Source organism: Leptospira andrefontaineae (assembly GCF_004770105.1).
GTDB lineage: Bacteria > Spirochaetota > Leptospiria > Leptospirales > Leptospiraceae > Leptospira_B > Leptospira_B andrefontaineae.
This window is the reverse complement of the sequence record NZ_RQEY01000018.1, coordinates 504,852-528,167: the sequence shown is the minus strand read 5'-3', so window position 1 is coordinate 528,167 and position 23,316 is coordinate 504,852. Positions and strand designations below refer to the sequence as shown.

Annotated in this window: 22 protein-coding genes; 5 read left to right on the top strand and 17 right to left on the bottom strand. The window is 39.6% G+C overall.

The window, feature by feature from the left end; translation table 11 throughout:
* Nucleotides 1-315 precede the first annotated feature (315 nt).
* Nucleotides 316-1,728, top strand: a complete 1,413-nt coding sequence (locus tag EHO65_RS14135) for a hypothetical protein (RefSeq protein ID WP_135775222.1) — start codon at nt 316-318, stop codon at nt 1,726-1,728.
* Nucleotides 1,729-1,745: 17 nt separating this feature from the next.
* Here the strand turns inward: EHO65_RS14135 and EHO65_RS14130 are convergent, their stop codons facing one another.
* From EHO65_RS14130 to EHO65_RS14095, 8 genes are all read right to left on the bottom strand, one after another.
* A complete protein-coding gene (locus EHO65_RS14130; RefSeq protein WP_135775221.1) occupies nt 1,746-2,558 on the bottom strand; it encodes an NADH-quinone oxidoreductase subunit B family protein in 813 nt (270 codons plus the stop codon).
* Nucleotides 2,555-3,973 carry a hydrogenase large subunit gene (locus EHO65_RS14125; protein WP_135775220.1) on the bottom strand — a complete coding sequence of 473 codons (1,419 nt, stop codon included), beginning with the start codon at nt 3,971-3,973 and terminating at the stop codon, nt 2,555-2,557. Before EHO65_RS14125 ends, EHO65_RS14130 begins: the two co-directional genes overlap by 4 nt.
* The gene (locus EHO65_RS14120; protein WP_135775219.1) at nt 3,970-5,193 is read right to left on the bottom strand and encodes a proton-conducting transporter transmembrane domain-containing protein; all 1,224 of its coding nucleotides are present in this window, start codon (nt 5,191-5,193) and stop codon (nt 3,970-3,972) included. Before EHO65_RS14120 ends, EHO65_RS14125 begins: the two co-directional genes overlap by 4 nt.
* A complete protein-coding gene (locus tag EHO65_RS14115; protein ID WP_135775218.1) occupies nt 5,190-5,801 on the bottom strand; it encodes a formate hydrogenase in 612 nt (203 codons plus the stop codon). The genes EHO65_RS14120 and EHO65_RS14115 overlap by 4 nt, the downstream gene beginning before the upstream one ends.
* A 2-nt stretch (nt 5,802-5,803) precedes the next feature.
* A complete protein-coding gene (locus EHO65_RS14110; RefSeq protein WP_135775217.1) occupies nt 5,804-6,694 on the bottom strand; it encodes an NADH-quinone oxidoreductase subunit H in 891 nt (296 codons plus the stop codon).
* Entirely contained in the window at nt 6,661-8,382 is a 1,722-nt protein-coding gene (locus tag EHO65_RS14105) for a proton-conducting transporter transmembrane domain-containing protein (protein ID WP_135775216.1), read from the bottom strand. The genes EHO65_RS14110 and EHO65_RS14105 overlap by 34 nt, the downstream gene beginning before the upstream one ends.
* Before the next feature lie 12 nt (nt 8,383-8,394).
* A complete protein-coding gene (locus EHO65_RS14100; protein ID WP_135775215.1) occupies nt 8,395-10,323 on the bottom strand; it encodes an alginate export family protein in 1,929 nt (642 codons plus the stop codon).
* 172 nt (nt 10,324-10,495) lie between these two features.
* Nucleotides 10,496-11,467, bottom strand: coding sequence for a sodium-dependent bicarbonate transport family permease (locus EHO65_RS14095; RefSeq protein WP_135775214.1), 972 nt, complete (start codon nt 11,465-11,467; stop codon nt 10,496-10,498).
* A 524-nt stretch (nt 11,468-11,991) separates the two neighbouring features.
* On the opposite strand from EHO65_RS14095, the gene EHO65_RS14090 reads away from it, so the two are divergent.
* Nucleotides 11,992-13,626 (top strand): helix-turn-helix domain-containing protein, encoded by a 1,635-nt coding sequence (locus EHO65_RS14090; RefSeq protein WP_135775213.1) that lies wholly within the window; start codon nt 11,992-11,994, stop codon nt 13,624-13,626.
* Here EHO65_RS14090 and ychF read toward each other — a convergent pair.
* The 3 genes from ychF to EHO65_RS14075 form a co-directional block, all read right to left on the bottom strand.
* Nucleotides 13,623-14,720: a redox-regulated ATPase YchF gene (gene ychF / locus EHO65_RS14085; RefSeq protein ID WP_135775212.1), complete on the bottom strand. Its 1,098-nt coding sequence runs from the start codon at nt 14,718-14,720 to the stop codon at nt 13,623-13,625. The two genes, EHO65_RS14090 and ychF, sit on opposite strands and share 4 nt — an antisense overlap.
* A gap of 68 nt (nt 14,721-14,788) precedes the next feature.
* Nucleotides 14,789-15,868 (bottom strand): LIC11612 family fibronectin-binding protein, encoded by a 1,080-nt coding sequence (locus tag EHO65_RS14080; RefSeq protein ID WP_135775211.1) that lies wholly within the window; start codon nt 15,866-15,868, stop codon nt 14,789-14,791.
* Entirely contained in the window at nt 15,865-16,533 is a 669-nt protein-coding gene (locus EHO65_RS14075) for a hypothetical protein (RefSeq protein WP_135775210.1), read from the bottom strand. Before EHO65_RS14075 ends, EHO65_RS14080 begins: the two co-directional genes overlap by 4 nt.
* A 101-nt stretch (nt 16,534-16,634) precedes the next feature.
* Between EHO65_RS14075 and EHO65_RS14070 the strand changes: the two genes are divergently transcribed.
* Nucleotides 16,635-17,543 (top strand): UbiA-like polyprenyltransferase, encoded by a 909-nt coding sequence (locus EHO65_RS14070; RefSeq protein WP_135775209.1) that lies wholly within the window; start codon nt 16,635-16,637, stop codon nt 17,541-17,543.
* Between the two features lies 1 nt (nt 17,544).
* Nucleotides 17,545-18,159: a UbiX family flavin prenyltransferase gene (locus tag EHO65_RS14065; RefSeq protein WP_135775208.1), complete on the top strand. Its 615-nt coding sequence runs from the start codon at nt 17,545-17,547 to the stop codon at nt 18,157-18,159.
* Nucleotides 18,160-18,174: 15 nt separating this feature from the next.
* Here EHO65_RS14065 and EHO65_RS14060 read toward each other — a convergent pair whose 3' ends face one another.
* The 6 genes from EHO65_RS14060 to EHO65_RS14035 all read right to left on the bottom strand — a co-directional run bounded on the left by EHO65_RS14060 (nt 18,175) and on the right by EHO65_RS14035 (nt 22,398).
* Nucleotides 18,175-18,570, bottom strand: a complete 396-nt coding sequence (locus EHO65_RS14060; protein ID WP_135775207.1) for a DUF3703 domain-containing protein — start codon at nt 18,568-18,570, stop codon at nt 18,175-18,177.
* A gap of 64 nt (nt 18,571-18,634) precedes the next feature.
* On the bottom strand, nt 18,635-19,393 hold the full coding sequence (locus tag EHO65_RS14055) for a helix-turn-helix transcriptional regulator (protein ID WP_135775206.1): 759 nt from the start codon (nt 19,391-19,393) through the stop codon (nt 18,635-18,637).
* 85 nt (nt 19,394-19,478) lie between these two features.
* A complete protein-coding gene (locus tag EHO65_RS14050) occupies nt 19,479-20,162 on the bottom strand; it encodes a hypothetical protein (protein WP_086448661.1) in 684 nt (227 codons plus the stop codon).
* 40 nt (nt 20,163-20,202) lie between these two features.
* A complete protein-coding gene (locus tag EHO65_RS14045) occupies nt 20,203-21,249 on the bottom strand; it encodes an Mrp/NBP35 family ATP-binding protein (RefSeq protein WP_135775205.1) in 1,047 nt (348 codons plus the stop codon).
* Nucleotides 21,239-22,141, bottom strand: coding sequence for a metallophosphoesterase family protein (locus tag EHO65_RS14040; RefSeq protein ID WP_135775204.1), 903 nt, complete (start codon nt 22,139-22,141; stop codon nt 21,239-21,241). Before EHO65_RS14040 ends, EHO65_RS14045 begins: the two co-directional genes overlap by 11 nt.
* Entirely contained in the window at nt 22,138-22,398 is a 261-nt protein-coding gene (locus tag EHO65_RS14035) for a lipoyl domain-containing protein (RefSeq protein ID WP_135775203.1), read from the bottom strand. Before EHO65_RS14035 ends, EHO65_RS14040 begins: the two co-directional genes overlap by 4 nt.
* A 69-nt stretch (nt 22,399-22,467) precedes the next feature.
* Between EHO65_RS14035 and EHO65_RS14030 the strand changes: the two genes are divergently transcribed.
* A complete protein-coding gene (locus EHO65_RS14030) occupies nt 22,468-23,301 on the top strand; it encodes a hypothetical protein (protein WP_135613229.1) in 834 nt (277 codons plus the stop codon).
* Nucleotides 23,302-23,316 lie beyond the last annotated feature (15 nt).

The following is a 23,316-nucleotide window of genomic DNA, read 5'->3' as shown; positions in this document are numbered from 1 at the left end:
TCCCTCCCGGGCGATATCCTTCAGGCGTAAAGACCATATTAATTACGTCGCCCAACCGGTCAAATCACTTTTGTATTTATTTCTCTGAGTTTTTCTCTTTTTTTTAACCTTTTAGGGTTCCGATTTCGTATGTAAATAGGCTGAACATAAGGTGAAAAACGCTAAAGTAGAGTTTCGTTTTTATTCAACTTATAACCATTCTTCTGTCGCATAAATGGATTTCCAAGAGATGAGTATTTAATTAATCTAGAATTATAAATAGAAGTTTGCTGGATTGGGAAAGTATTCTACGGACTTAAAGATAGGAGAATTCAATTGGGACCGGCAAAAGAATACATAGATCAATATTTAAAAGAAAATGTTCTGCAATCGGAAACGATCCACAGAATGAAACATGTGATCCGTGAATTTAGTTTAAGAACTCCTAAAGTACTAGTCACTAAATGTATAGACGGACGAGTTCACGGTAGTAAATTGAAAGGTTATCCTGTTACGACAATCCGTTTCGGTAGAACAGATGGTAATATTGTTTCTACTAGCTTGAATAATTTTTGGTTCTGGAATCGTATCGATAGAGTTGTGAACGATGCGTTATGCAACACCCCAGGGATGCCTGCCCTATTTATTGCATACATGCACAGATCAGATATTCCGGGCCTAGGTTGCGCAGCTCACGGTGGAAATGAAGAAGCTGCCCGTGCTGCCATCAAAGATCAGACGGAAGCAGTTCGAAAAATTTTTCCTAAAGAACAACTATATGTGATAGAAGGTATCACAAATACAGATCTGATGTCTGAAACTTTAATATTCGATGATGGAACTATTATAGATTCCCAAGAGATAGTTACAAATTTCGGATTTAACGAACCTTCTGAAATATTCCATTCTGCTTTTTTAAAATACCAAATTAAGGATCCTGCAATTTCTAAAAATGTCGGATTCAAGACTCCAGAAGAACTATTTTCAGGAAAAGTTCCTGATTTTTATGCAGATTTTCAGACTTCTCTTTCCCTTAAGTCTTTTTTGATCCGTGAAATTTCTGCGATCATTTCAGCCGGAGAGATAGAAATCCAAAAATTGATTCAACCGGATCTATTTCATGCAGTCTATCAAAAACTTTCCGAGATTAAGGGGCTACCCTCTACACTTCTTCCTAGTTTGTTGTACCAAATTATTTGGAACGTGGCTTATACATTAAATCAAAAACGTAAACTTTCTAAATTAGCTGCGGAAGAACGCTGGAAACATTTGGATCATGCAGAAGAACTGATCTGTTATGGAGAAGGTTTCGAACTATTACAAAGAAATAAAGCCGTTTTGGTGAAAACGGGAAGAGGGGATGATACGGATGCACTTCTCGTTGCCAAAAAAGTTTTGGATAAGAATAGGCAAAATGATCCTAAACCCTACCCTTCTATCATTCATTTGAATGTGGAAATTTCTGGAGAACTTAGGACCTGGGAAGATTTTAATGAAAACGTTTCTTCTCGCGTAAATACAATGGTCCGTAATTTAGAGGCTGTTTTTCAAAGCCAGGAAGTAGTGATATTGACCACTTATTCTTATCTGGATCAAAAAAGATTTTATCCAATCCATACAAAATTAGATCCAAGGATTTCTTATCCTACCGATGTGATCTCCGATATAAACGGGGAAGATAAATTTTCGGGAATCGGTTTAAAAACGAAGGAAGCGTTTTACGCAGGTGAAATGATCATATCTACGTAAAAGCTTCCTGATGAGATTTAAGATTTAGAACGTCGTTCCGAAATGAATTTGGAGAGTTCTCCTCTAAAGGAGAACTTCTTTTTGCCCATCAAATAGCGAAACGCACTTACGATTACATCCGGTCTTGGAGGATCTCCTCCGATAAACAAGTCCGGTTCTTTTGGTAATTTTCCTCTCTGGAATAATCCACCGGAAACGGCTTCGGTTCCGCATGCGATCAATGCCTTCGGTCCTGGAGTTGTGTCCCAAGCTACTTGCAAAGGGATTTCCATATTCGGCCCAACCGGGCCTGCGAATACGACTGCATCAGAATGTTTGGGAGAAGCTACTACCCTTACCATACTTGCTTCACTGTCGAAAACGGCATTGAAACTTGCATTGATCTCTGCTTCTGTTGCGTTATTCCCACTTGCTGCAACTTCTCTATATTGGAAGCCAGTGTTTTTAGTGATCTTACGGAATTGTTTTACGTTTTCGGAAACTTCTTCCTCGTATGAAGATGGAATTCCATCAATATAACGTACTTTTAATGCTTCTCTGTCCACCGAGTATACGTGAACAAATCCTGAGTTTTCTAATTGTCCGGCAGAGGCTTCTACACAATGACCGCATTGCAAACATGCGCCATAATCGAATGTAATATCCTTAGAAGAAGATACTTTTAATCCTCCTGTTGGACAAACCTTCTCGATCGATTTGTCTAAATGAAATCCTTTTTTAGAAGTAGGAACCGGGATACCTCTCGCATTCGGATTGGTCGGTCCCATCTTCTCAAAATTTAGATTTTTTGCCGGACGGAATATATTGATGATTTCCTGGATTTGTTTCATAGATCCACTCCAACATAACTGAGGTTGAAAGATTTATTATTCAGAGGAAAGTCCCCTATATTCTCTCCCCTAACGGCAAGTTCTAAAGCATGCCAGTTCAAAACGGAAGGATCTCTTACATAGGCTTCCGAAATATCTCCGGAAGAACTTAGAGAGAAGGAAACTAAAACTGGCCCTCTCCATCCTTCTGCAGAACCGAAATAAACCCCGGATTTTGCCTTGGAAACTTTCGCTTTTTCAAAACTTTCGTATACTTTATGAAAATTCTTTAATACTGGGATTGCCTTGGCTAACCAACGACCACTATTCTTCAATTCTTCGTAACGAAGATAGAATCGTGCCCAAGCATCTCCTTTCATTTGGCCTGCATCCAGATCCAAATTGATGGATTCTCCTGCGAGAGAATAACTAGGATCATGATAACGAAGATCTCTGGAATGGCCTGTACACTTTTCTACCATTCCCACAAATCCAAGGTCCTTGAGTTGTTTATGAGTAAGAACTCCGCAAAGCTGCAATCTTTCTCTGTTTGTAGATTTGTTTGCAGCTCTTTCAAAATGTCCTGCTACGTCCGAAGTAACATCTTGGATTCTTTTTGTTAGGTCGTTTAAGAAGGATTCAGTAAGTTCTTTTTTAAGCCTTACTTTTCCAGGACTTAAGGCTCCTCTTCCAAAACGGGAACCTGTTAGAGCTTCCATCACTCCTAAAGGAACTCCTCTCTGCATGGCGCAGACACCTTGGAGAGGATAATATCCTACGTCACCCGCAATTGCTCCCATATCTCCGATATGGATCGCGATCCTTTCGATCTCTAATAAAACTGTTCTTGCAAAGTTGACTTCTTCCGGAACTTGGATACCGTGAGCCTCTTCGAATGCTTTACTGAATGCAATTGCATAAGCGATTGTAGAATCACCCGAGATTGCTTCCGCATACGGAGAGATAGAGTCCTTGTTTAGGCCTTTCATTTTTTCCAGAAGACCTCTCTTCTGAAAGCCTAGACGAATATCCAGATTTCGGATCTCTTCTCCTTCTACGATAAAACGAAAATGTCCCGGTTCGATCACACCGGCATGGATCGGTCCAACTGCATGTGAATAAAAAGAATTTGGAACAGGGACATTAATCCCTCTATAAACCAAATCTTTGATCCCGGATTTAGTCAGGAATTTTTCGAGAAGATGTTTTCTATCTTGGGACAGATATCTTTCATAATCCATAGAAGAATAATCTTCAGAACCTTGGTCGATACCCAAGCTATGTCTAAGGACCCAAATCGGATTGGAATGATCCTCGTATAAATTTTTTTCCGCGGTTTTGGAAAGAGTTTCTTTCTCTATTCCTTCCCGAGTCAGCCAGAAACGATGGGTTTGTTTCGTTTCCGAAGTGTGAAAAATTCCGGTAACGTTTCTCATAATACACCTTGTAATAAAAGGTAAAATCCCCAACAACCTGTGCTGAGAAGAAGTAGAAGTAGGAAAAATCCGTTGGTCATTCTGATCCTAAGAATGGTAGAGAGATCTTTTGAAAATGGTCTTCCTTTAATATTCAATAGTGGCGCTAGTTTATATAACATCACTCCGAAGAATACGATTCCTAAGATCGGAACCAAGATCACGAATGCTTTTCCACCAATCTGCCCGGCCTTGATCAGAATGATATCCGTCACAAATATAGGTGATCCAGGCATCACGAATGCTAAAAAGAGAGCTAAAATAAATAGAGACAAAGCTGGTTTGTTGATGGAGTCCGCTTGTATGATCTTATGAAGTTCTCTTTTTCCGGCATCCATTCTAACAATTCCCATACTGATGAATAAAAGGGATTTCACCACTAAGTTAGTCGCCATCATGAATAAGAAGGCAGTATCGCTTAGGTCCATCCAAAGAAAAACAGCCAAGGCTCCGGTATGGAAAAGAGCAACTTTTGCCGAAATCCTTCTGATATCGTCGCGATCATAGACTGCAAAAATACTTAATAGGATCGTTAATATCCCTAAGACTAGCAGACCGTCTGCTCCACTGAATGTATGAGGAAAAAGTTGATGATCTAAATGAACGAAAGGTCTAAGCGCAAAACAAACCGAAACGGGAATGAAGGAGGAAAGTAAGGAAGAAACTTGAGTAGGGCTTTCTCCATACGTATCTTCAATCCAAACATGGTTAGGGAAAAGCCCAAGCTTTGCAGTATACCCAAAGATTGCTAGCCAGAGACCAATTTCCACCCAGATGATCTCAGGATGAGAAGAAGAGTTGGCCGCCAAAAATTCGATCGGTTGATTGATCACATGCAAAGAAGAACGGATCAATATAATTCCTAAGAATGCGATACCTAATCCGAAAGAATTGATAAGCAAAAATTTCCAAGCGATCGGAAATGATTTTACGGTTCTACTGGAAGAGATGAGCAATGCTCCCACGAATGTGGTCGCTTCTATCAAGACCCATTGTAATGTGGTGCCTTCTTCATTCCAATCTCTTATGATCCAAACTGCAAAATTGATTGCAGCGCAAATAATAAGTAAGATCGACCAAAAAAGTAAATTGGTCTGGTTCTTTGTAGGAGCTAAAACATAAGTTAGAAAAATTAGGACGAAGACTCCAGCTCCGATCCCTAAAAGAATATCGAAGTTCATCTGGACACTTCTCCCTTATATTGTTCGCTATTGATCCTGAGTGCGGCGCCTGCACCGATAATTAGGACCGCGTCTAAGAAGGAACCAAACTCACTCCCTATGGGGACTCCCGATTTTAGGAGTAGAGTGAGTAAAAATGTTCCGTTCTCAAAGATACTAAAACATGCGATCACACCAATCCAGTTCCTTCTTACAATAAAACCGATCACACCGATGTATATTAGAAGAAGCACATACAATAAGCCGTATTGATGTGATTTTCCGAAAAATGCGGAAACCATATCCATAAAGAAGTAACATGCCGCTGCACCCGCGAATAAAAGTGCGAGTGTAGGAAGATATCCTACTTTAGGAAAAGTTGATTCAGGTGAATGTATTCTTCTCGCTGTCCAAAAAAGAATGATAGGAGTTAGGAACCCTTTGAATACGATCACCATTGCCGCTAAAAAGATAGAATGGAAACCGTCTCCACTTTCTTCTTGGTATAAAGGAAGGAGTAAAAGAAAACCTTGGATTCCCAAAAGGATAACTACCCTCTTGAGCCTGTTCTCTAAAAGAATGACCACACCGGTCAGTAGAATGATAAGATAACTAAGGTCTGCGCTCATATTTATTTACCTAGTTTTAGAAGAATTCCCAAGATTAGCATGAAGATAAAATTCAGTCCGAGTAATTCCGGGATCCAGATCCATTTTCTTCTTGTGCTATTTGCTTCCCAATAACCGATTAACGCGGAAAGGAGAATTGCTCCTCCGAAGGAAGCTAACTCTTTCCATATCGGAACAGAAGAAACTCCTAAGAATACTTCCATATGTTCCAGTCCCAGTTTGGTGAGGAGTAAGAACAAAGAAGCTGTTTTGAATTGGTGAGCCAGTTCAAAGAATGCTCTAGTTCTTCCGGATGCTTCGAGTAACATCGCTTCGTGAACCATTGTAAGTTCTAAGTGAGTTCTTGGATCATCAAATGGTGGTTTGGCGAGTTCGGAAAGAACGATCAATGTAGCTCCTAAGAAAAACAAGATCGCAAAAGAAATATGTGCGAAGTTTTCGTGAAATACTACGTTAGATTCTAATACTACAAGTACTAAGATCAGAATTGGTTCTCCGAAAATGAAAAGAAGAGTTTCTCTTGCTGCTCCCATCCCACCGAAAGAAGTTCCGTTCTCAACTGCGTAAGCCACAGTTGCAAATCGGATCATTCCTATTAAAAATGGGATCAGTAATAAGGAAGCCCATTCGAAAGAAACCAGAGACCATAAAACTAATCCGAAAGCAAAAGCGAATATTGCAGAACTTTCAGAGAAAAATCCGGAGAAAGGACCGTCTATAGGACTTTTTTTGATCATTCGAACGGTATCATAAAGTATCTGCAGAACAGGTGCACCTCTTCTACCTTGAGCATAAGCTCTGATCTTTTGGAGAATTCCTCCGCATAAGAAAGGAAGGGATATAAAGGCTAAGATCTGGATCAGAATGCCCAATAAGAAAGTAGCTGTGACCATATGTCTCCCTCCGCAAGACGAACGATGATGATTACGATCAAAATTGTTAATACAGTGAAAGAAGAATAAGTTAAGTCTACGGAAATGGATTCATCATCCGCTCCTCTGATCTTAGCTTTCAAAGAGGAAAGAATTCTTAATAAAATCTTAATGAATCCTTTGTCTAATCTGGAATTTCCAGCCTCATCGGCAAAATATCTGCCTAAAGGAGCGGCTAGCGGATCGGAAAGAGCCGAACTCGTGATCGCTACCTCCGATCCGCCGAATAAGCCGCCACAATCCCACAGTTTTCTCTCTTTGATCTTATGTCTGAGTCCTAACAACCCTACGCTTAACAGTATAACTAAACCGATTACGTTTAAGATCCCAATCCCTCTAAACCAAGAGGAATCCAACCATTCCACTCTCACTGCATAATAGTTTGTGAGACTTAAGATGATCAAGGGTGAGACTAGTACCAAGGCACCGGTCAAAAATAAGGAAACATTGATGGTAGTATTCTTCCCATGATCTTCGAAATTTGTACGAGGCCTGGAAAGAACAAGTCCAAGGAAAAGTTTTAAGTGAGCCGCTGCTCCCACCGCTAAACCGGTGCAGACTAAGATTAGAAGTGGAAGAACAAGTGCTGCACTTGTATCGGTAACTTCTAAAACTGCAGATAATAATTTGATAAATGTGGACTCGGATAAGAAGCCCGTAGTTCCGGGAATCGCGAGAAAACTCATGGTTCCGATTGCAGCTAAGAATGTAGGAATTCCACTGATCCTTCCAATACCTGTGTTTTCATCCGATTCGGATTTCCCTGATAATTTAGTAAGGTATCCGAAGAATAAGAACTGGAATGTTTTACTGATACTATGATGTACCAGGGAGATCAGGAAGAGAACTCCGAATGCCTTACTTAGCATTCTTAAACTTTCTTGCTCACTGGATTGCCAATAAGCGGAAATAAGTAGGCTCAACCATAAGAAGTTCATATTCTCCACTGTGCTATATGCGATGGATTTTTTGACTTCTCTACTAAATAATGCGGTGATACCGGCCCATAATACTCCGATTCCGGCTAACGGTATTAGGATTGTTGCATAATGGGTTCCAGGCAAAAGTGGAAGAGCAAATTTGGAAAATAATACAAGAGGCAAATTTACTAATAAGCCAGAATAAGCCGCGGAAGCATGTGCAGGTGCTCCTGCGTGAGCTTCCGGCAACCAGAAATGAACTCCAAAAAAAGCGGACTTGATCAAAAGTCCCAAGATCAGGAAAAATAAACCGGATCTTGGATCATTTGAAAAGATCCAGAATGTAAAGAAGAAGGCCCCGATCCCTCCCGCAGCAACTAAGGCTACGAAACTTCGGATGGAGGCGTCATTCCATTTGCCTCCAATATACAGAAGAAAGGCGCTTATCGTGGATAATTCCCAGAAAAGGACTAACCACAAACTTTTTCCTACCAGGTAACAAATCCCTGTGCTTAGAAAAAAAACGGCGTAGCCAAAAATGACCAACGCCTTTCTTTCTTTTTCATAACCGTAAACATATACGGCTATAAAGCCACCTAGTATCGCTTGGAGAGATAACCCAAGACCGATCGAACTATCTTTCCCGAAAAAATCCACTCCAAGCACATTCCCTATTAGAAAAGGTGCGAGAAGAGAAGTTATGACGGATAGATAAGCCAATACTGTCATACGTGTTCCTTTTTAGAAGCCTGCGTTTACTTGGAAGAAGAACATATGAGCCATTGAGGCTGTTCCGTTCGCTCCTGTCGCAACTCCTGTATTTAAATGAAGACCTGCTGATTCAGTTCCAACAGGTTGAAGATTGTAATGATAGAGAGCGTTTCTCTGATTCTTAACAGCATTACCTGCAGTCAAGATACCACCACCGATCCAGATCGAAACATAATCATTTACAACGTACATCCAAGTTAAGTCGAACTCGTTATAAATATTTTTGCCAGTTCCGCCAACTGAGATCGTAGTCTGCCCTACACCATTACTTTCCGTAGAAGCTCCTGTATTTGCAGTACCATTGATCGCATACCAAGCATCCTGGGTTTGCACCTTATTATTGATGATATATGCAGCGTAGAATGTTCCGTAATGGTCGGTCTTATACGAAAAATTGATATTATAAGAACTTAAGTTTTTAACATCGATATTCTCTGAAAGACCTGCTACGTTATTCCAATAAGGAAATACTCCGAATCGTGGGTTTGTAAGAGTTTGGAATGTTCCGTTACTTCCATCAGTGCGATTATTATCCCCGGATGCGTAGGTATATTGAAAACCTGCTCTTAATTTTTCAAAGAAAGTATAACCTGTTTGGAGAACATGCATTGATCCGGAATATTTTTGAGCTTGAGTGCCGTAACTTTGTCCGGCCATTCCTGCGATATTTTGCTGAACGTAAGAATCTAAAAGTGGATCTTTTACGTTTCTTTGTCCTGTAGCTCCACTCTGCCAGGCGCTTTCGATTGCCCAATCCCAAGCTCCCCAGAATCCGTCCTTAGGAAGATTGTTATTTGCAGTTCTATTAGTGATCCTGAAACCGGTGGTAATCAGGTCGCTTTGCTGTTTTGCCCAAGAGTTATTATATAGATCTAAGTCCGATTTAGCTCCAGCTATCGCGGTTTTTTTGGTCAAAAGTCCGATGGAATAAACATCCAGAGTAAACCAATCTTTCGCAGTTACAGAGTTATAAGTACCTACTATGTACTGGTCCGGTTGTCCAGGATTCACAACTGTTGCTTTTTTAGTAACAGGATCTGTGATAGTGACCGGAGCGTTAGCCGAAACTACTCCGTTTACACCGTTTTGATTGGCGGCAATTTTAGTTCCAAAGAAATGGATCTTATAATTGTCTTGATCAAACATGATACGAGCTCCGTCATACGACAGACCGTTTATCGTCCAGTTTGCTCCACCTAATAATCTCTGGTCTCCGTATGCTAAAATCTGTCTACCGAACTGGACTTTTGCGTCCAAAGGTAGTTTTTTTAACATTACGAAGGCTTCTCGAACCGTGGTTTGGCTTGGGATAGTGGTCCCGCCTGCAGCAGCCGGATTGCTAGTGGTAGTTGTACCTGCTGCATCGAATACGTTTGCACGAACATCTCCTACACTAGCAGCAGTTTCCCCTCCCCAAACTCTTGCATCTTGAAGAGTGACTTTTGCGGAAAAATAAGGGCTCGGATCTATAATGAAGAAGACCTGAGAGGTTTGCATCGCCCTGGATGTATAACCTTTATTCGACTTATCGAATGCTAGATTGTATCTGTCCTCGTATCTAGGGCGAACATAGGCTCCGATACGGATCCAATCGTTCAGCCATGCTTTTTTATGGTTGGCGACTTTTTTCCCGAGTTCTGGTTCGAAAAACATACTCCTTGTGTAGTCAGGAGTTAAACCGCCTGATTTCATAGGAGATACATAGCTATCCTCTTCTTCGGCAGCGGTTTTCTGAGGAACGGCTGGAGTTGCAGTAGGATTAGGTTCGGCTGTAACGGTACCTTTGTTCGCTGTTTGAGCGAAAATACCTTGAGAACCGAACACAAGGAATATTAATACTAAACTTGAACTTCCTGCAAATTTTTGAACTTGCGGATTCTTTATAAGAAATTGAAACATTTTCATATGGTTCTCCGTGTTTTATTTGTCCCAAATATTAGAAATTCCTTCTAAAATTTAAAACCGGATACAAAATCCCCAGGTTTTGAGGATTGTCCAAAGAATTTTACGTTTTTTTTATATTAAATAAAAATAAACCCTCCGAGATAAACTCCCGGAGGGGAAAAATACCCTACATGATAGCTTTTACTAAGTAGTGATACAATGGAATACCAAGGATGATATTGATCGGGAATACGATTGAGAGAGCCACCGTAAGATAAATACTCGGATTCGCTTCCGGGATCATATCCTTCATTGCCGCAGGAACCGCGATATAAGAAGCGGAAGCGCAAAGAACTACGAACATTAATGCATCCCCTTCCGGCATATGAATCGCCTTAGTGAGAAGTAAGCCTACGCTCGCGTTGATCACCATTAATATGATTGCTGCAGCGATCAAAAAGAAGCCTACGTGAGTAAGTTCTTTGAATCTTTTTGCTGCGGAGATCCCCATATCCAAAAGGAAGAATGTTAGGATTCCTTTAAATAAGTCCTCAGTGAACGGTTTCTCAGCATTCCAGCCGCTGTCTCCGGTTAAATAACCTACGATCAATGCACCTACTAAAAGATAGATGGAAGATCCAAATAATGCTTCATGAAGAAGCGCTTTCCAGTTAATGGATCCGCCGCCGTTCGCTTTGTTTTTGGAAAGTCTATCCAAAATAACCGCGATCACGATTGCTGGAGATTCCATAAGAGCCATACCTGCAACGATGAAACCACCGTATTCGATATTCAAATTATGAAGGTAAGCACCAGCAGTTACGAAGGTCACCGCACTGATGGACCCGAATGATCCGGCCAAAGCAGCAGCGTTATGCTTTTCTAATTTGATCTTAAGAATATAATACGCGTAGATCGGCACCAAAGTAGCCATAACACTACATGCTAATAGGGTCAGCGCATGCTCGGAACTAAAAGGAGTCTTAAATAGCTCGTGACCTCCCTTGAACCCGATAGCGAAAAGTAGATACATCGAAAAGAATTTCGAAAGTGCCTCAGGGATCACCAAATCTGATTTGAAGATGATGACTCCCATTCCTAAAAAGAAGAACAGTACCGGTGGGTTAAGTATGTTCTGTATAATCGCCGAATCTGCCATTTGGTTTTTTCTCCTCGGGTTTTGTTGTCCAGGTTTCCCGACTTTTTTAGTTCCCTTCATAAGAAGGGACGAACTTATATAATACAAGACCTTCCAAACTTATAAAATTGGACACTAAAAAATTCTGATTTAGGAAAAATTTTCTAAGATTTAAACCTTTGGACTTTTCTTGCTGAATTAATAAGCAGAACAATTGGAATTTGTAGAGTTAATGACAGCCTGGCATCATACTTTAAGGCTAATTAGTAAATGTAAATGGAATTAGTTTTTTCTAAGGAACCATCGAGAAAAGAAGGCAAATCCTCTCCCATTCCAGGTCAACAGTTGCCCTCGTTTATTTGCCTAGACCTTTAGAATTTAGAATTCCAAGATTATAAATTTAGATTAATGAGTTTAGGTTTTTGGAATTTCTTATAATTTTGAACGATATTCGACCTGGGTATTAATTTTGCCAAAAAATAGGATGACGTTGGAAAAATACCTGGTATCCTACCTGGAAAAGGATTCACTGGTATTAGGCGTAAATGAAACAATCCAGCTTAAGAATCCGAAATACTTTCTTAACTAATATCTATTTTCGATTTTTGATCTTATTCTTCCTGGGTATTCTTGGAGTAAATTTTTTAAGCGCAGCTCCTACTCTTCCTAACGCGGAAATCATTCGATTAAATCCCTCTTCCCCTGTGGAAAATATCAGTTCTAAGATGGAATATAGGTATAGAGGATACCAATTCCGGCATTGTAAACCGGAAACAATTTCTTCTCTCCATCAATTGGAATGGCACCATAATGCTGGAAACGTTTTACGTCTAAAAAGAAGCCACTCCGGAAATTGGCTTAGGTTCAGGCTCGCAAATGACGGAACTGAACAACTTCATAGGACTTTGGTTTTGCTTTGGCTGAATGTTCCGGACGCAGAACTTTGTTCAGTGGATTCCAAGGGAAATTTCGAGGCAGGATTTGCCGGATACGACCTTGATCCTATCTGGAATGACTTTATTTCCCCACTTCCCCATTTTAATATACGTTTGGAACCTAAAGAAGAAAGGACCTTCTACCTCTACGTATTATCCAACGAAGATATCAATTACCCTGTTCGATTATTATCTGAAGATGATTATATGGTGATCGTTAGATTGAGATCCGTTCTATTTTTAAGCGTAGGGTTCGTGCTGTTCTTAGCTTTCGGATATAATCTATATTTATACTATAAATCCAGAAAGGCTTTGTTTTTGGCCTTACCTATTCATTTAATTTCTGTGGGAGCCACATTATATTTTTTGCATGGGAAAGAATTTGCGTCCATCGTTGGAAATGAGAATAACCTATTTCGTCATAATTACTTCTTATTTCTGGGGATCACTCATATTGCCTTTTTCTTCTATTTGGCCGCATGGAATAAGGAAAATTCAGGTTTAGTCTACAGATCTCCATTCTTCTGGCTAGTATGTTTTGCAGGTATCTTATATCCTCTCATACCACTTTATCAATTCTGGTACGATCATAGGATCCTAGTTTTAGTACTCAATTACGGATGTATGTTATTCTATTTTGGGAAGACCCATATTTCTTCCATAAGGAATAATACTGTCTACGAAATGTTCTTTATTTCGGTTTGGGGGATTTTCCTACTTCTGGATCTGTATAAGACAATTTTCCATTTCGACTTCTACCCTTATAATAGAATGGCAGTGTTTGGTGTATTGTATTACCTCCCTCCTTTGACTGTATTCGTTTCATTATTATCCAGAGAGATATTGAGAAGGAAAGAGGAAGAAGGTTCCAATCGTAAAACCCATCTTTCTTCCTTGGATGTGAAAGACTTTGTAATAAAGATTGAATCCTTATTGGAAAAAGAAAAAATTTATCTAACCAAGTCTTTAAAAGAAGAGCATATGGCCAAAGAACTTGGGATCACGATCCATCAACTTTCCGAGCTGATCAATACTGAGTTTAAGACAAATTTCCCTTCTTTGATCAATCAATACAGGGTCGAAGAAGCTAAAGTATTGTTAAATGAGTTCCCGGATGAGAATACGACGGAGATAGGTGCAAAGGCGGGATTTAGTTCCAGATCAGCATTCTATCTGGAATTCAAAAAGTTGACTGGAACTAACCCAAACTCTTATCGTAAAGAAAGTAGCGGCAAAGGCGCTTAAGCGTTTACTCTAAAGAAAATAACATCTCCGTCTTGGACGATATATTCTTTTCCTTCGATCCTTAGTCTACCTTCTTCTTTTACTTTGTTTGGGCTACCTGTTCTATCCAAGTCTTCGAACTTCATTACTTCTGCACGGACATAACCTTTTTCAAAATCGGAATGGATTACTGACGCAGCAATCGGGCCGGTGCTTCCTACACCAGTGGTCCAGGCTCTTGCCTCTACTTCCCCAGCTGTAAAAAAAGTAACAAGTCCCAGAAGTTTATAAGCAGCTTGGATCATTCTATCGAGACCACTACTTTTCTCTCCGATCTCACTTAGAAATTCTAACTGTTCTTCTTTACTTAAGCCGGAAATTTCCTCTTCGAATTTCCCACAAAGAGTGACAACTTCCGCTCCTTCGCTCTCTGCCATTTTTTTAACGGCATCTACAAGTGCGTTTTCTTTCGCAATCGCTGCTTTATCTGTGATATTTGCAACGTAAAGTACCGGTTTGGACGTGATCAGATTGAATGTTTTTACCAGTTTTTGTTCTTCCGGTTTGATATCTGCAAGCCTTGCCGGTTTTCCTTCTTTAAGAACATTTAGGATTTTCTCTAAAACTTGAACGGTTTCCTGGGCTTCCTTATTTCCAGCCTTTGCATTTTTCGCAACTTTCTGGTGCTGTTTTTCTACGGATTCCAGATCCGCAAAGATAAGCTCCATTGTGACGACTTGCGCGTCTTCGACTGGATTAATTTTCCCATGAACATGAGTAATATTCTCATCTTCGAATGCACGGACCACATGGCAAATCGCATCCACTTCTCTGATATGAGAAAGAAATTTATTTCCAAGGCCTTCCCCTTGGCTTGCACCTTTTACGAGTCCGGCAATATCCACGAATTCCATGATAGCTGGGACTTTCTTCTGCGGTTTATAAAGTTCTACGAGCCTGTCCAGCCTTGCGTCCGGAACTTCTACGATACCCTTATTCGGTTCGATTGTACAAAACGGATAGTTTTGCATTTCAGCACCGGCCTTGGTCAATGCGTTAAATATGGTTGATTTTCCTACGTTTGGAAGTCCTACGATCCCGCAATTCAAGCTCATACAGTCAATTTTTGGAAGAAAGAGAATCTGTAAATTCGTTTAGATTTACAATAGAGAATAAGAAAGTTTTATTCTAAGATCCAAGACTTGTTTGATTCTTGAGAATTTAAGGTTTGGACTTCTTCGTTGATCCTGATCAGTCTTCCATTCCTAAAAAATAAGTCTAAAACGTTGATCTTTAAGGAACCCGGGGTTGCTCCACAGCCAAAGCTATATTCTCCATTAAAGAAACGCAAAGCCCGCGGAGAAGATAGTAGAACAATAGAAGGTAAAGTATCAGAAAGTTCTTTTTTGAAATTAGACAATCCTTCTGCGATCGGATTCATATCTTCTTTTGGTTTTTCACTCGGATCTTGCGCGAGCAAAAAGTGGAATATCTGAGATTCGAATGTTTTAGAAAACTGTGCCTTGAAGTCGCCAATCCATGTAGATTGTTTTTTTTCATCTTCTTGTAATGATTCTATAGAAGGAGAATAGAATACGAAATTCATTCCAGCTTCTTCTTTCACTGTTAGAATTCCGGGAGGGATCACTGGTTGCTTTTTGGCGGCAAGTTTTGGTGCCTTCTTCTTTAATTTTTTCTTGGAAGAAATTTTCTTTTTAGAAACCGGAGACTTCACTTCTTGTTTAGGATCAGTTTCTGTTGGTTTGGAATCATCCGGTTTTGGAGTTAATTTTTCAGGTTGTTCCGGAGTCGTTTTAGTTTCTACGGCTGTGGTAGATTTCTTTTTACGTTTTATAACCTTCTTCTTTTTTATTTTTTTATTAGAAGTCTGGACAGTTTCCGTTTTAGGAATAACGGAATGATGACCAGTGAATATGATCTCGGCACCCAAACTTTTTTTCAGTCTTTCAATTTCGTCTGAAGTTTTAGGCAAATAGGGAGCGGATACAAGTAGGATAGCCCCTCCTCCTTCTTGGATCTTTTGTTGTTTATATCTTTTGTACCATAGGCCCAAGGTTCTTTCGAAATCAAATGGAGTTTCCTTCTCTGATTGTACAGGACAATAAACCACGAGTCCGATAGGAGAATCTTTTCGTTCCGAGGAGGAAGATTGGGTTTGAAGAGAAGGTCCAAAAAGAACTAGGCCGGCTAAAAAAATCAGAGCGCCTAGTTTTTTGATCTCGAATTTTGGAAAAAAATTCATTTGGATAAAGAGTATTGAAAAACTTCTTTTCTTAAATTTTGAAAGTACTTTTGGAAAAGTTTTTGTTCTTTTTCTCTAAATTCCAATGTTCTGGACTCGAATTTAGGATCCATTTTGGAGAGCTGAGAATCCATTTCGGAAAGATGTGATTCTTCTTCCTTGATGATACCTTTTACGGAAATTCCTATATTCTTTTGGTCCAAGATTTGGTCATAGGTTTCATACACCAAACCTGCTCTTTCTTCTATTAATTTTGTAACATATAAATAGCATAAAAATGATTTAGTGTGCTTTGGAAGGTTTTCCCCACCAAAAGATCTCTCTACTGAAAAATCTAATTTTTGGAAATAGGAAACTGCAGAAAATCCGCAAAGTAAAGAATCCTTTTCGAAAGTTTGAGTGCCTTCAGGTTTTACTTTTAATGCCAATTTTTTAAAATAAGCGGCATGTCTTGCTTCTTCCGAAGCATGCCTTAAAACCATTTCGGAGAGCAAGGCCCCGGTTTGGCTAGTATGAATTTTACGAGAGCCGATATGCTCCAAAAGAGAAAGAGTATTTAACCATTTGAAATGTAGTTCATTAGAAGATACTATCTCTGTTAATAGAGAATCAATTTCCTCAGAAGAAACGTTTGGATTTGGCTTGGTATCCGTGTTTTGGATCATAGATACGAGGATTTCTTCTGGAGGTCAAAAAATCATCCATTTTCGTTTTGGTTCTAAAAAATCTGCTTTCTAACTAACAGTATTCTATAAGACTTCCTCTGATGGCTTCCAACACTCTTGCCGCCGTAGGCAAATACGGTCGTTTTATAAAATTCTCCCATACTTTATTCGCTCTTCCATTTGCAGGGATCGCATTCGTACTCGCGATCTTGCAAGAGCCAAGTCTTTCACTTCTTGTAATTGGGCAAAAATTGTTTTGGATCTTGGTCTGTATGGTGGGAGCAAGAAGTGCCGCCATGGGATTTAATAGATGGGCGGATCGTAAGATAGATGCTAAAAATCCGAGAACAGCAAACAGGGAGATCCCAAGCGGTCAGATTTCGGATCTTATGGCAGTGATTTTTATCATAGGAACATCTCTAATATTTTTTATAGGGAGTTGGTTTTTAAATCCACTTTCCTTTTATCTTTCTTTTCCTACCCTATTTCTTCTATTAACTTATTCTTATACAAAACGTTTTACTTTTTTATGCCATTTTTATCTTGGTTTGACGATCGGTTTGGCACCTCTTGCAACTTGGATCGCAATTAGAGAGGAGTTTTCTTGGATCGCAGGATTTTGGACTTTAGGACTTGCATTCAATCTGGCAGGGTTCGATATTCTTTATGCTCTGCAAGATAGAGAATTCGATAAAAAAGAAGGGTTACATTCGGTTCCTGCTCGTTTTGGCGAAAAGAATTCTTTCATAATATCAAGAATTTCTCATATTCTTTCTATATCCTTTTTAACGATTGCTGCCTGGTACGCAGGTTTTAATGGAGCTTTCTGGGTATTTTTAGCATTTGTAGCATATTTATTGTTTAGAGAACAAAAGATCGCTTCCGAAAACAAAGACGGAAATTTTCCACCTAGTTTTTATCAGATCCATTCTTGGATCTCCCTTGTGATCTTTTTAGGTATTTTGGCAGAAACGGGCCTTAGTTTAGTTTCTCTATTTTCCAGGATTTAAGATGAGTGAGGAAAAACCATTAAGATTGGTATTTGCAATGGCTGGAGCCAGTGGCTCTATCTACGCTGCCAGATTTATAAAAGCACTTATGGAAATACCCGGAGAGACTTGGTTTGTTCCAAGCCCTGCTTCTATCCGAGTTTTTAAAGAAGAATATGAGACAAACGTACAAACAGGCGAAGATGTCCTAGAGTTTGTACGAAAAAAATGGAATCCAAAACAAATTCATAAATTTCATCTTAGAAAATTCGAAGATATAGGTGCTGATATAGCTTCCGGTTCTAATATTTGGGATGGGATGGTGGTGCTCCCTTGTTCCATGAAAACTGTAGCAGCAATCAGAACTGGGATCACTGAAAACTTAATTGAAAGAGCGGTTGATGTAACTTTGAAGGAAAGAAGAAAGCTCATCTTAGTTCCTCGAGAAACTCCTTATAATCGTATCCATTTGGAGAATATGTTAGCTCTTCACGATGCAGGTGCGATCATTGCTCCTGCATCTCCTGGTTTTTATCAAATGCCTAAAAGTTTAGAGGATCTGGGAGATTTTATGGCTACTAGAATTTTCAGACTTTTAGGAAGAGAGATAGATCTTTATCCTCGCTGGAGTCCATAAGAATTTTCGAATGAATCATTTCTTTTTTAATCCGGATAAACTTTTGGAAGTTTGATCCGCATCCGAAAGTATATCCAATAAATCTCCTGGTATAGGCATGGGTTGGAAGATTGGGACATTTGCTCCTCCCGTATTCCCTACTGGAATTCTATTCAACCAGGAACCGAGCCAGCCGAATGAAACTCTAACTAGCTGTCCCAAAATTTCTTTTTTATTTTTTTGTTCGATTGCGAATAATAACATTCTGAAATGAATTTCAGTATGAGGAATTGGATAATATTGCCCGATCAAGTGTGCCCTTTCTAAATATTTCCAGGCTTCTTTTAGATTTCCTTCTTCTTTGTATTTTGTAGAAAGATCTAATTCATTTTTATATCTGATTTTCCAATCTTTAGGCATGATCCAATTCATCTAATTCTCCAATAACTAGGAAGAAGGATAAAATATCTTGGGTAGAAGGTCTTGAATTTTGAGGCTAGTCCGGAAAAAATCTTGGAGCAAAATTTTCTTCTTTTTGGAAAAAGTCGGAAGGTCGAAGTCCAAATGAATTTTTAAAGATACGAGTGAAATGTGCCTGGTCCGAGAACCCACCCTCGAGAGCCGCTTGCACCAATTGGGGATGGGTGGATAAATATAAGATCGCCTTTCTGATCTTTGTCCAGATCCTATATTCTGAAAAAGTAATTCCTGTTTCTTCTCTGAATAAATGTCTGAATCTACTTTGGGATAATCGCAAACCTTTTGCAATTTCAGTAAGTGAGGAATCCTCTTCCGATATTTTCGAAAAAGAGTTTTGGATCCTCGGATCCATCCCCTTTTTACTTTTAGTAGATTTCATTGAATCTAAAAGTTCCAAAATACGTTTTCGGATCAGTGCTGGATTTCTTTCTTTAAATGAATTTCTGATCTCTTGGACTGAAATTTTATCTCCAATATCAAGTCCAGGTTCTCCCTTCGGTATTTTCGGATTTTGGAATATACCTTCTCCTGGTCCTAAAGGATCGATCAGTATAATTATGAATTTTTCAGAAGTTTGTTCTGTTCTGTGGGATACTCTGGAGGGTACGAATACTGTCTCGTATTCTCTCCATTCTCCGTTACTTCCTTGGAGACGAACAGTTCCCTCATTTAAAGTACAACAGATCTGGGAGAAAAAATGACTATGTCTAACTGTGGAAAAAGATTCTCCACAGTATAAAGCTAGATCCGGCCAGATATAGAATTCTTTTCCCATGGGGGTTTATAAAAGGCAGAAGGAGCCGAATGGCAAGTAACAAATATTAACACTCGGGACCGAGCTGGCCCCGAATTTTGAAGGATTAAACTGATTCGATTGCTTGGATCTTTTTATTCAGATCGGAAGCGTCTTCGTATCTTTCGTAAGAGATAGCGTTGAATTTTTGGAGATACAATCCTACTAACTCTTCTCCGGTTTGGCCTGGTACTTCCAAGGCTTTACGGAAATTATGAAGATCGAATTCAGGGTGTTTTCCTGAAAAAGTTTCTACTAGTCTTTCCATATGAAGTAGAGAAGCTTCTCGCGCGATTCCGCTTGAGCGTCTTACTTTTAAAGAAAGATTCGCTAAGGCGTCCAGATAGTCTCTAACACCTTCAGGTTCTTTTTCTTGAACGGGAAAAGATCCACCTTCTCTATTTTTACATAGTTCTACGTATCGAATTACAACATTTTCAAAATGATCCATTCTTTCTTTGATATAAGAATTGGAATCTTCTTGTCCTGCCGGCATTTCGAAATCTTTGATCTTCACTACATCATACTTGTCGTAATGATCTGTGATGATCCTTTTTAGATCTTCATAACTGTCTAGGGAGACAGGAGGGAATGTTACAACAGGAAAGTTTTCTCCAATTCGGAGGAAACTAACCACTACGTTGGAAGCGATAATTTTGCCGCCCGGAAATAGCGGATTTTCTCCAACAACGTTGCAATATACTATGAGGTTTCCGGATGGATTCTTCTCTGTGCCTTTTTCGAACTTCACGGTTTGCCTCCCTCTGTACTAACTGACTGGCCCCAGAGTATTATTCCCACTTTTTTATCTCTTCAGCCAGGTTTTGGAGTATGTTTTTATAAGATTTTGCGATAATTCCGTCAGGTTCTTGAAAAACCAGAGGTTTTCCCGCTTCTCCAGCGCTCATTACATCCATAGTAAGTGGGACCCCTCCCAGGAATTTTGTATCGGCAGAATCAGCTAATTTTTGACCTCCACCCTTGGAAAAAATCGCGGAAGAATGTCCACAATTTGGACACACAAATTCACTCATATTTTCCACTACACCTAGTATCGGTACTTTGACTTGTTGAAACATAGATGCAGCTCTATTTGCATCTAAAAGTGCTACTGTTTGTGGTGTGGTTACCAAAATTGCTCCGTCTAAATCTATGAGCTGAGCAAGAGATAATTGTACATCTCCTGTTCCTGGTGGAAGATCTATAAATAAGAAGTCTAGTTCTCCCCAGACGATATCGTACAGAAACTGTTCTACCGCCTTTCCTAACATTGGACCCCGCCAGACTACTGGTTGTTTCTCCTCTATTAAAAAAGAGAAGGAGATGATCTTAAGTCCATCTTTCTCTAACGGATAAATTTTATCTTCTTCTGCCTTGAGTGCTACTTTGCCATTTACTCCGAACATTTTTCCGATAGAAGGTCCGTAGATATCGGCATCCATTACTCCCACTTTATATCCCATTGCAGCTGCAGCAGATGCAAGATTTACTGTGACTGTAGATTTTCCGACCCCACCTTTTCCGGAACCGATCGCGATTACCTTTTTGACCCCAAGGATCTTATTGGAATCATCCAAGCTCATCTTAGGATCTACTTCGAACTTGATCTTTACTTTTCCGACTCCTTCTTTTTTAGAAAGTGTCTGACGTATCTGCGCTTCTAGTCCGATCTGTATCCTTCTGTCTTGGCTAGGAGTTTTAACTAGGATATTTGTTTCTTCTTCTCCGATTTCTAAAGAACCGATCATTCCGAGAGATACGATGTCTTTTTTTAGCTCCGGATGTTTGATCTTTGTGAGTTCTCTTTGGATATCGATTGGTTGGAGTTTACCGGCCATTTGTTTCCTTTTCTTGGTATGAGATCGTTTTTGTTTCTGTGAATTCCCCTTCTTCATTAGAAAAAGAGAATCTTTTGATATTAAATTGAGTTTCGTTCCATTCCATCAGATGGAAACCGCTTTGGTGTCTTTGGTCAGAGATCCTGGTACTGGATGCGGAATTGATCACATAATAAGGTTTTTGTGGATCCGGATATTTGACCCAGTTCGTATGTACATGACCGTGCAAATAGGCTAAAGGTGGCCTTTTTTTCAGAAGTTCCGCGATTTCTTCCCTGTTCTTCATTTTATGACCGGAACTTTCCTGGCGCTCCGGAGGATTCCAGATAGGATGATGACAGATTAGAATATACTGATCCAATTTTTCTTTTTCCAAGTATTCTAATGTAGAATGTACTATATCTTCTTTCACATATCCGTAAGCGTTTAGTAAGGAGAGTGGCATATTAGAGTCCCAGCCTACGAGTGCTAGTTTTCCAATTTTTTTGATCCGAAGATATTCGTTTTCAAGAGGGATACTTTCCCCCATCCAAGGAGAGAAAAATTTTTCGTAATAAGGAATATCCGATCCTTCTTTTCCCGCAGCGACTTTTGTGTAACGATCATGATTTCCAGGAACCATGAATGTTTTGTCTCCGAGTACAGGCTTCAGGATCTTTAAGGCCTCTTCATATTCTCTCAAGTGAGAAATATTTGTGATATCCCCGGAGATGATGATCGCATCCGGATCTAAGGATTGTATTTTTCGAACGATAGCGTCCCAAAGAGAAATCGGATATTTTCTCATACGCCGAAAGGTATAGTTCATATATCCCGGGATCATCTTACCTTTCAAAGTCATGAAAGGAAGTACTACGGGAAAATGCAGGTCCGATAAATGGACCAATTTCACTCGGAAACTTTCCTCCGGATCATTCCCAAAATTTCTCCTTTTTTGATGATGGAACCTTTCTCTTTGTCGATTCTTGCAAGTATTCCGTTAATTGGAGATTCCATCGGAAAGGACGCTTTGTCTGTAACTAGTTCACAGACTTCTGATCCTTCATTGATTTGATCCCCCAACTGAAAATTCCATCGAACTAGTTCGATTTTGTCGGTGTCTCCCAGGTCGGGAGCGATTAGTTCGAAATCTTCGGTTTTTGATGCCATCTCTCTAAAACCAGCTTGCCGTATAGAGTCCACAAGCCAACGTGTACTAAATTTTCTAAGTTCCCTCCTATGGCAAACCAGAAATCTGTCCTCAAAGGGGCTCAAATCCTCCAAAATATAGAAGAACTCAAACAGAGACGATTCTTCCATTTAGAACTGAAAGGTCTAACTAAACCTACCAGAGATATTCTTTCCGAACTCGTTAACGGTCTTTTAGAAGAGATCGGTGCCAACCCTCTCGCTGCATTTCATCTTTTCAGCGGTCTCATGGAAGCATTATTAAACGCGATCAAAGGAAATATCCGCCATATTATTTTCAGAGATGAACTTCTGAAAAAAATAGAAAAGCTTGGTGAGACTCAGGAAGAAGCAGAAGAACTGCTTGAGATCATCATGGATACTTCTCCTTTACGTGATGCAATGCATAGATACGTAGTTCCGGATAAGATCAAAAAACAGGTACAGAGTATTCTTCAATTAGAAGATAGGATCCGTGCTAAAAAACAGATCTTAAAAGATGAGGAGAAAGAATTCCTCACTGATATCCGTTTTAAACTTAAGAAAAACAGAATGCGAATTTCTGTTAAGATCAAGATTACCAAAGATGAGCTGAATTTCAGGATCCGTAACGATTCTCCGATCCATAATATGGATTTCGGAAGAATAGAAGAATCACGTATTCGTCATAAGGAATTATTCGACCAAGGAAATTCCGCCGACTTTTTCCGTCCTGAGTTTTTGGACGAAAAAGAAAGTGCAGGTTTTGGTATCGCTATGATCGACGAAGGTTATTATACTATGGGTCTGAATCCATTGGATCTTCTGACCATTACATCTGGTAGCAGAACTACCACTGTGTATATGAGATATCCTTTAACTGCACTCCGCGAAATGGCGTTCTAGAATAAAAGTCTCACG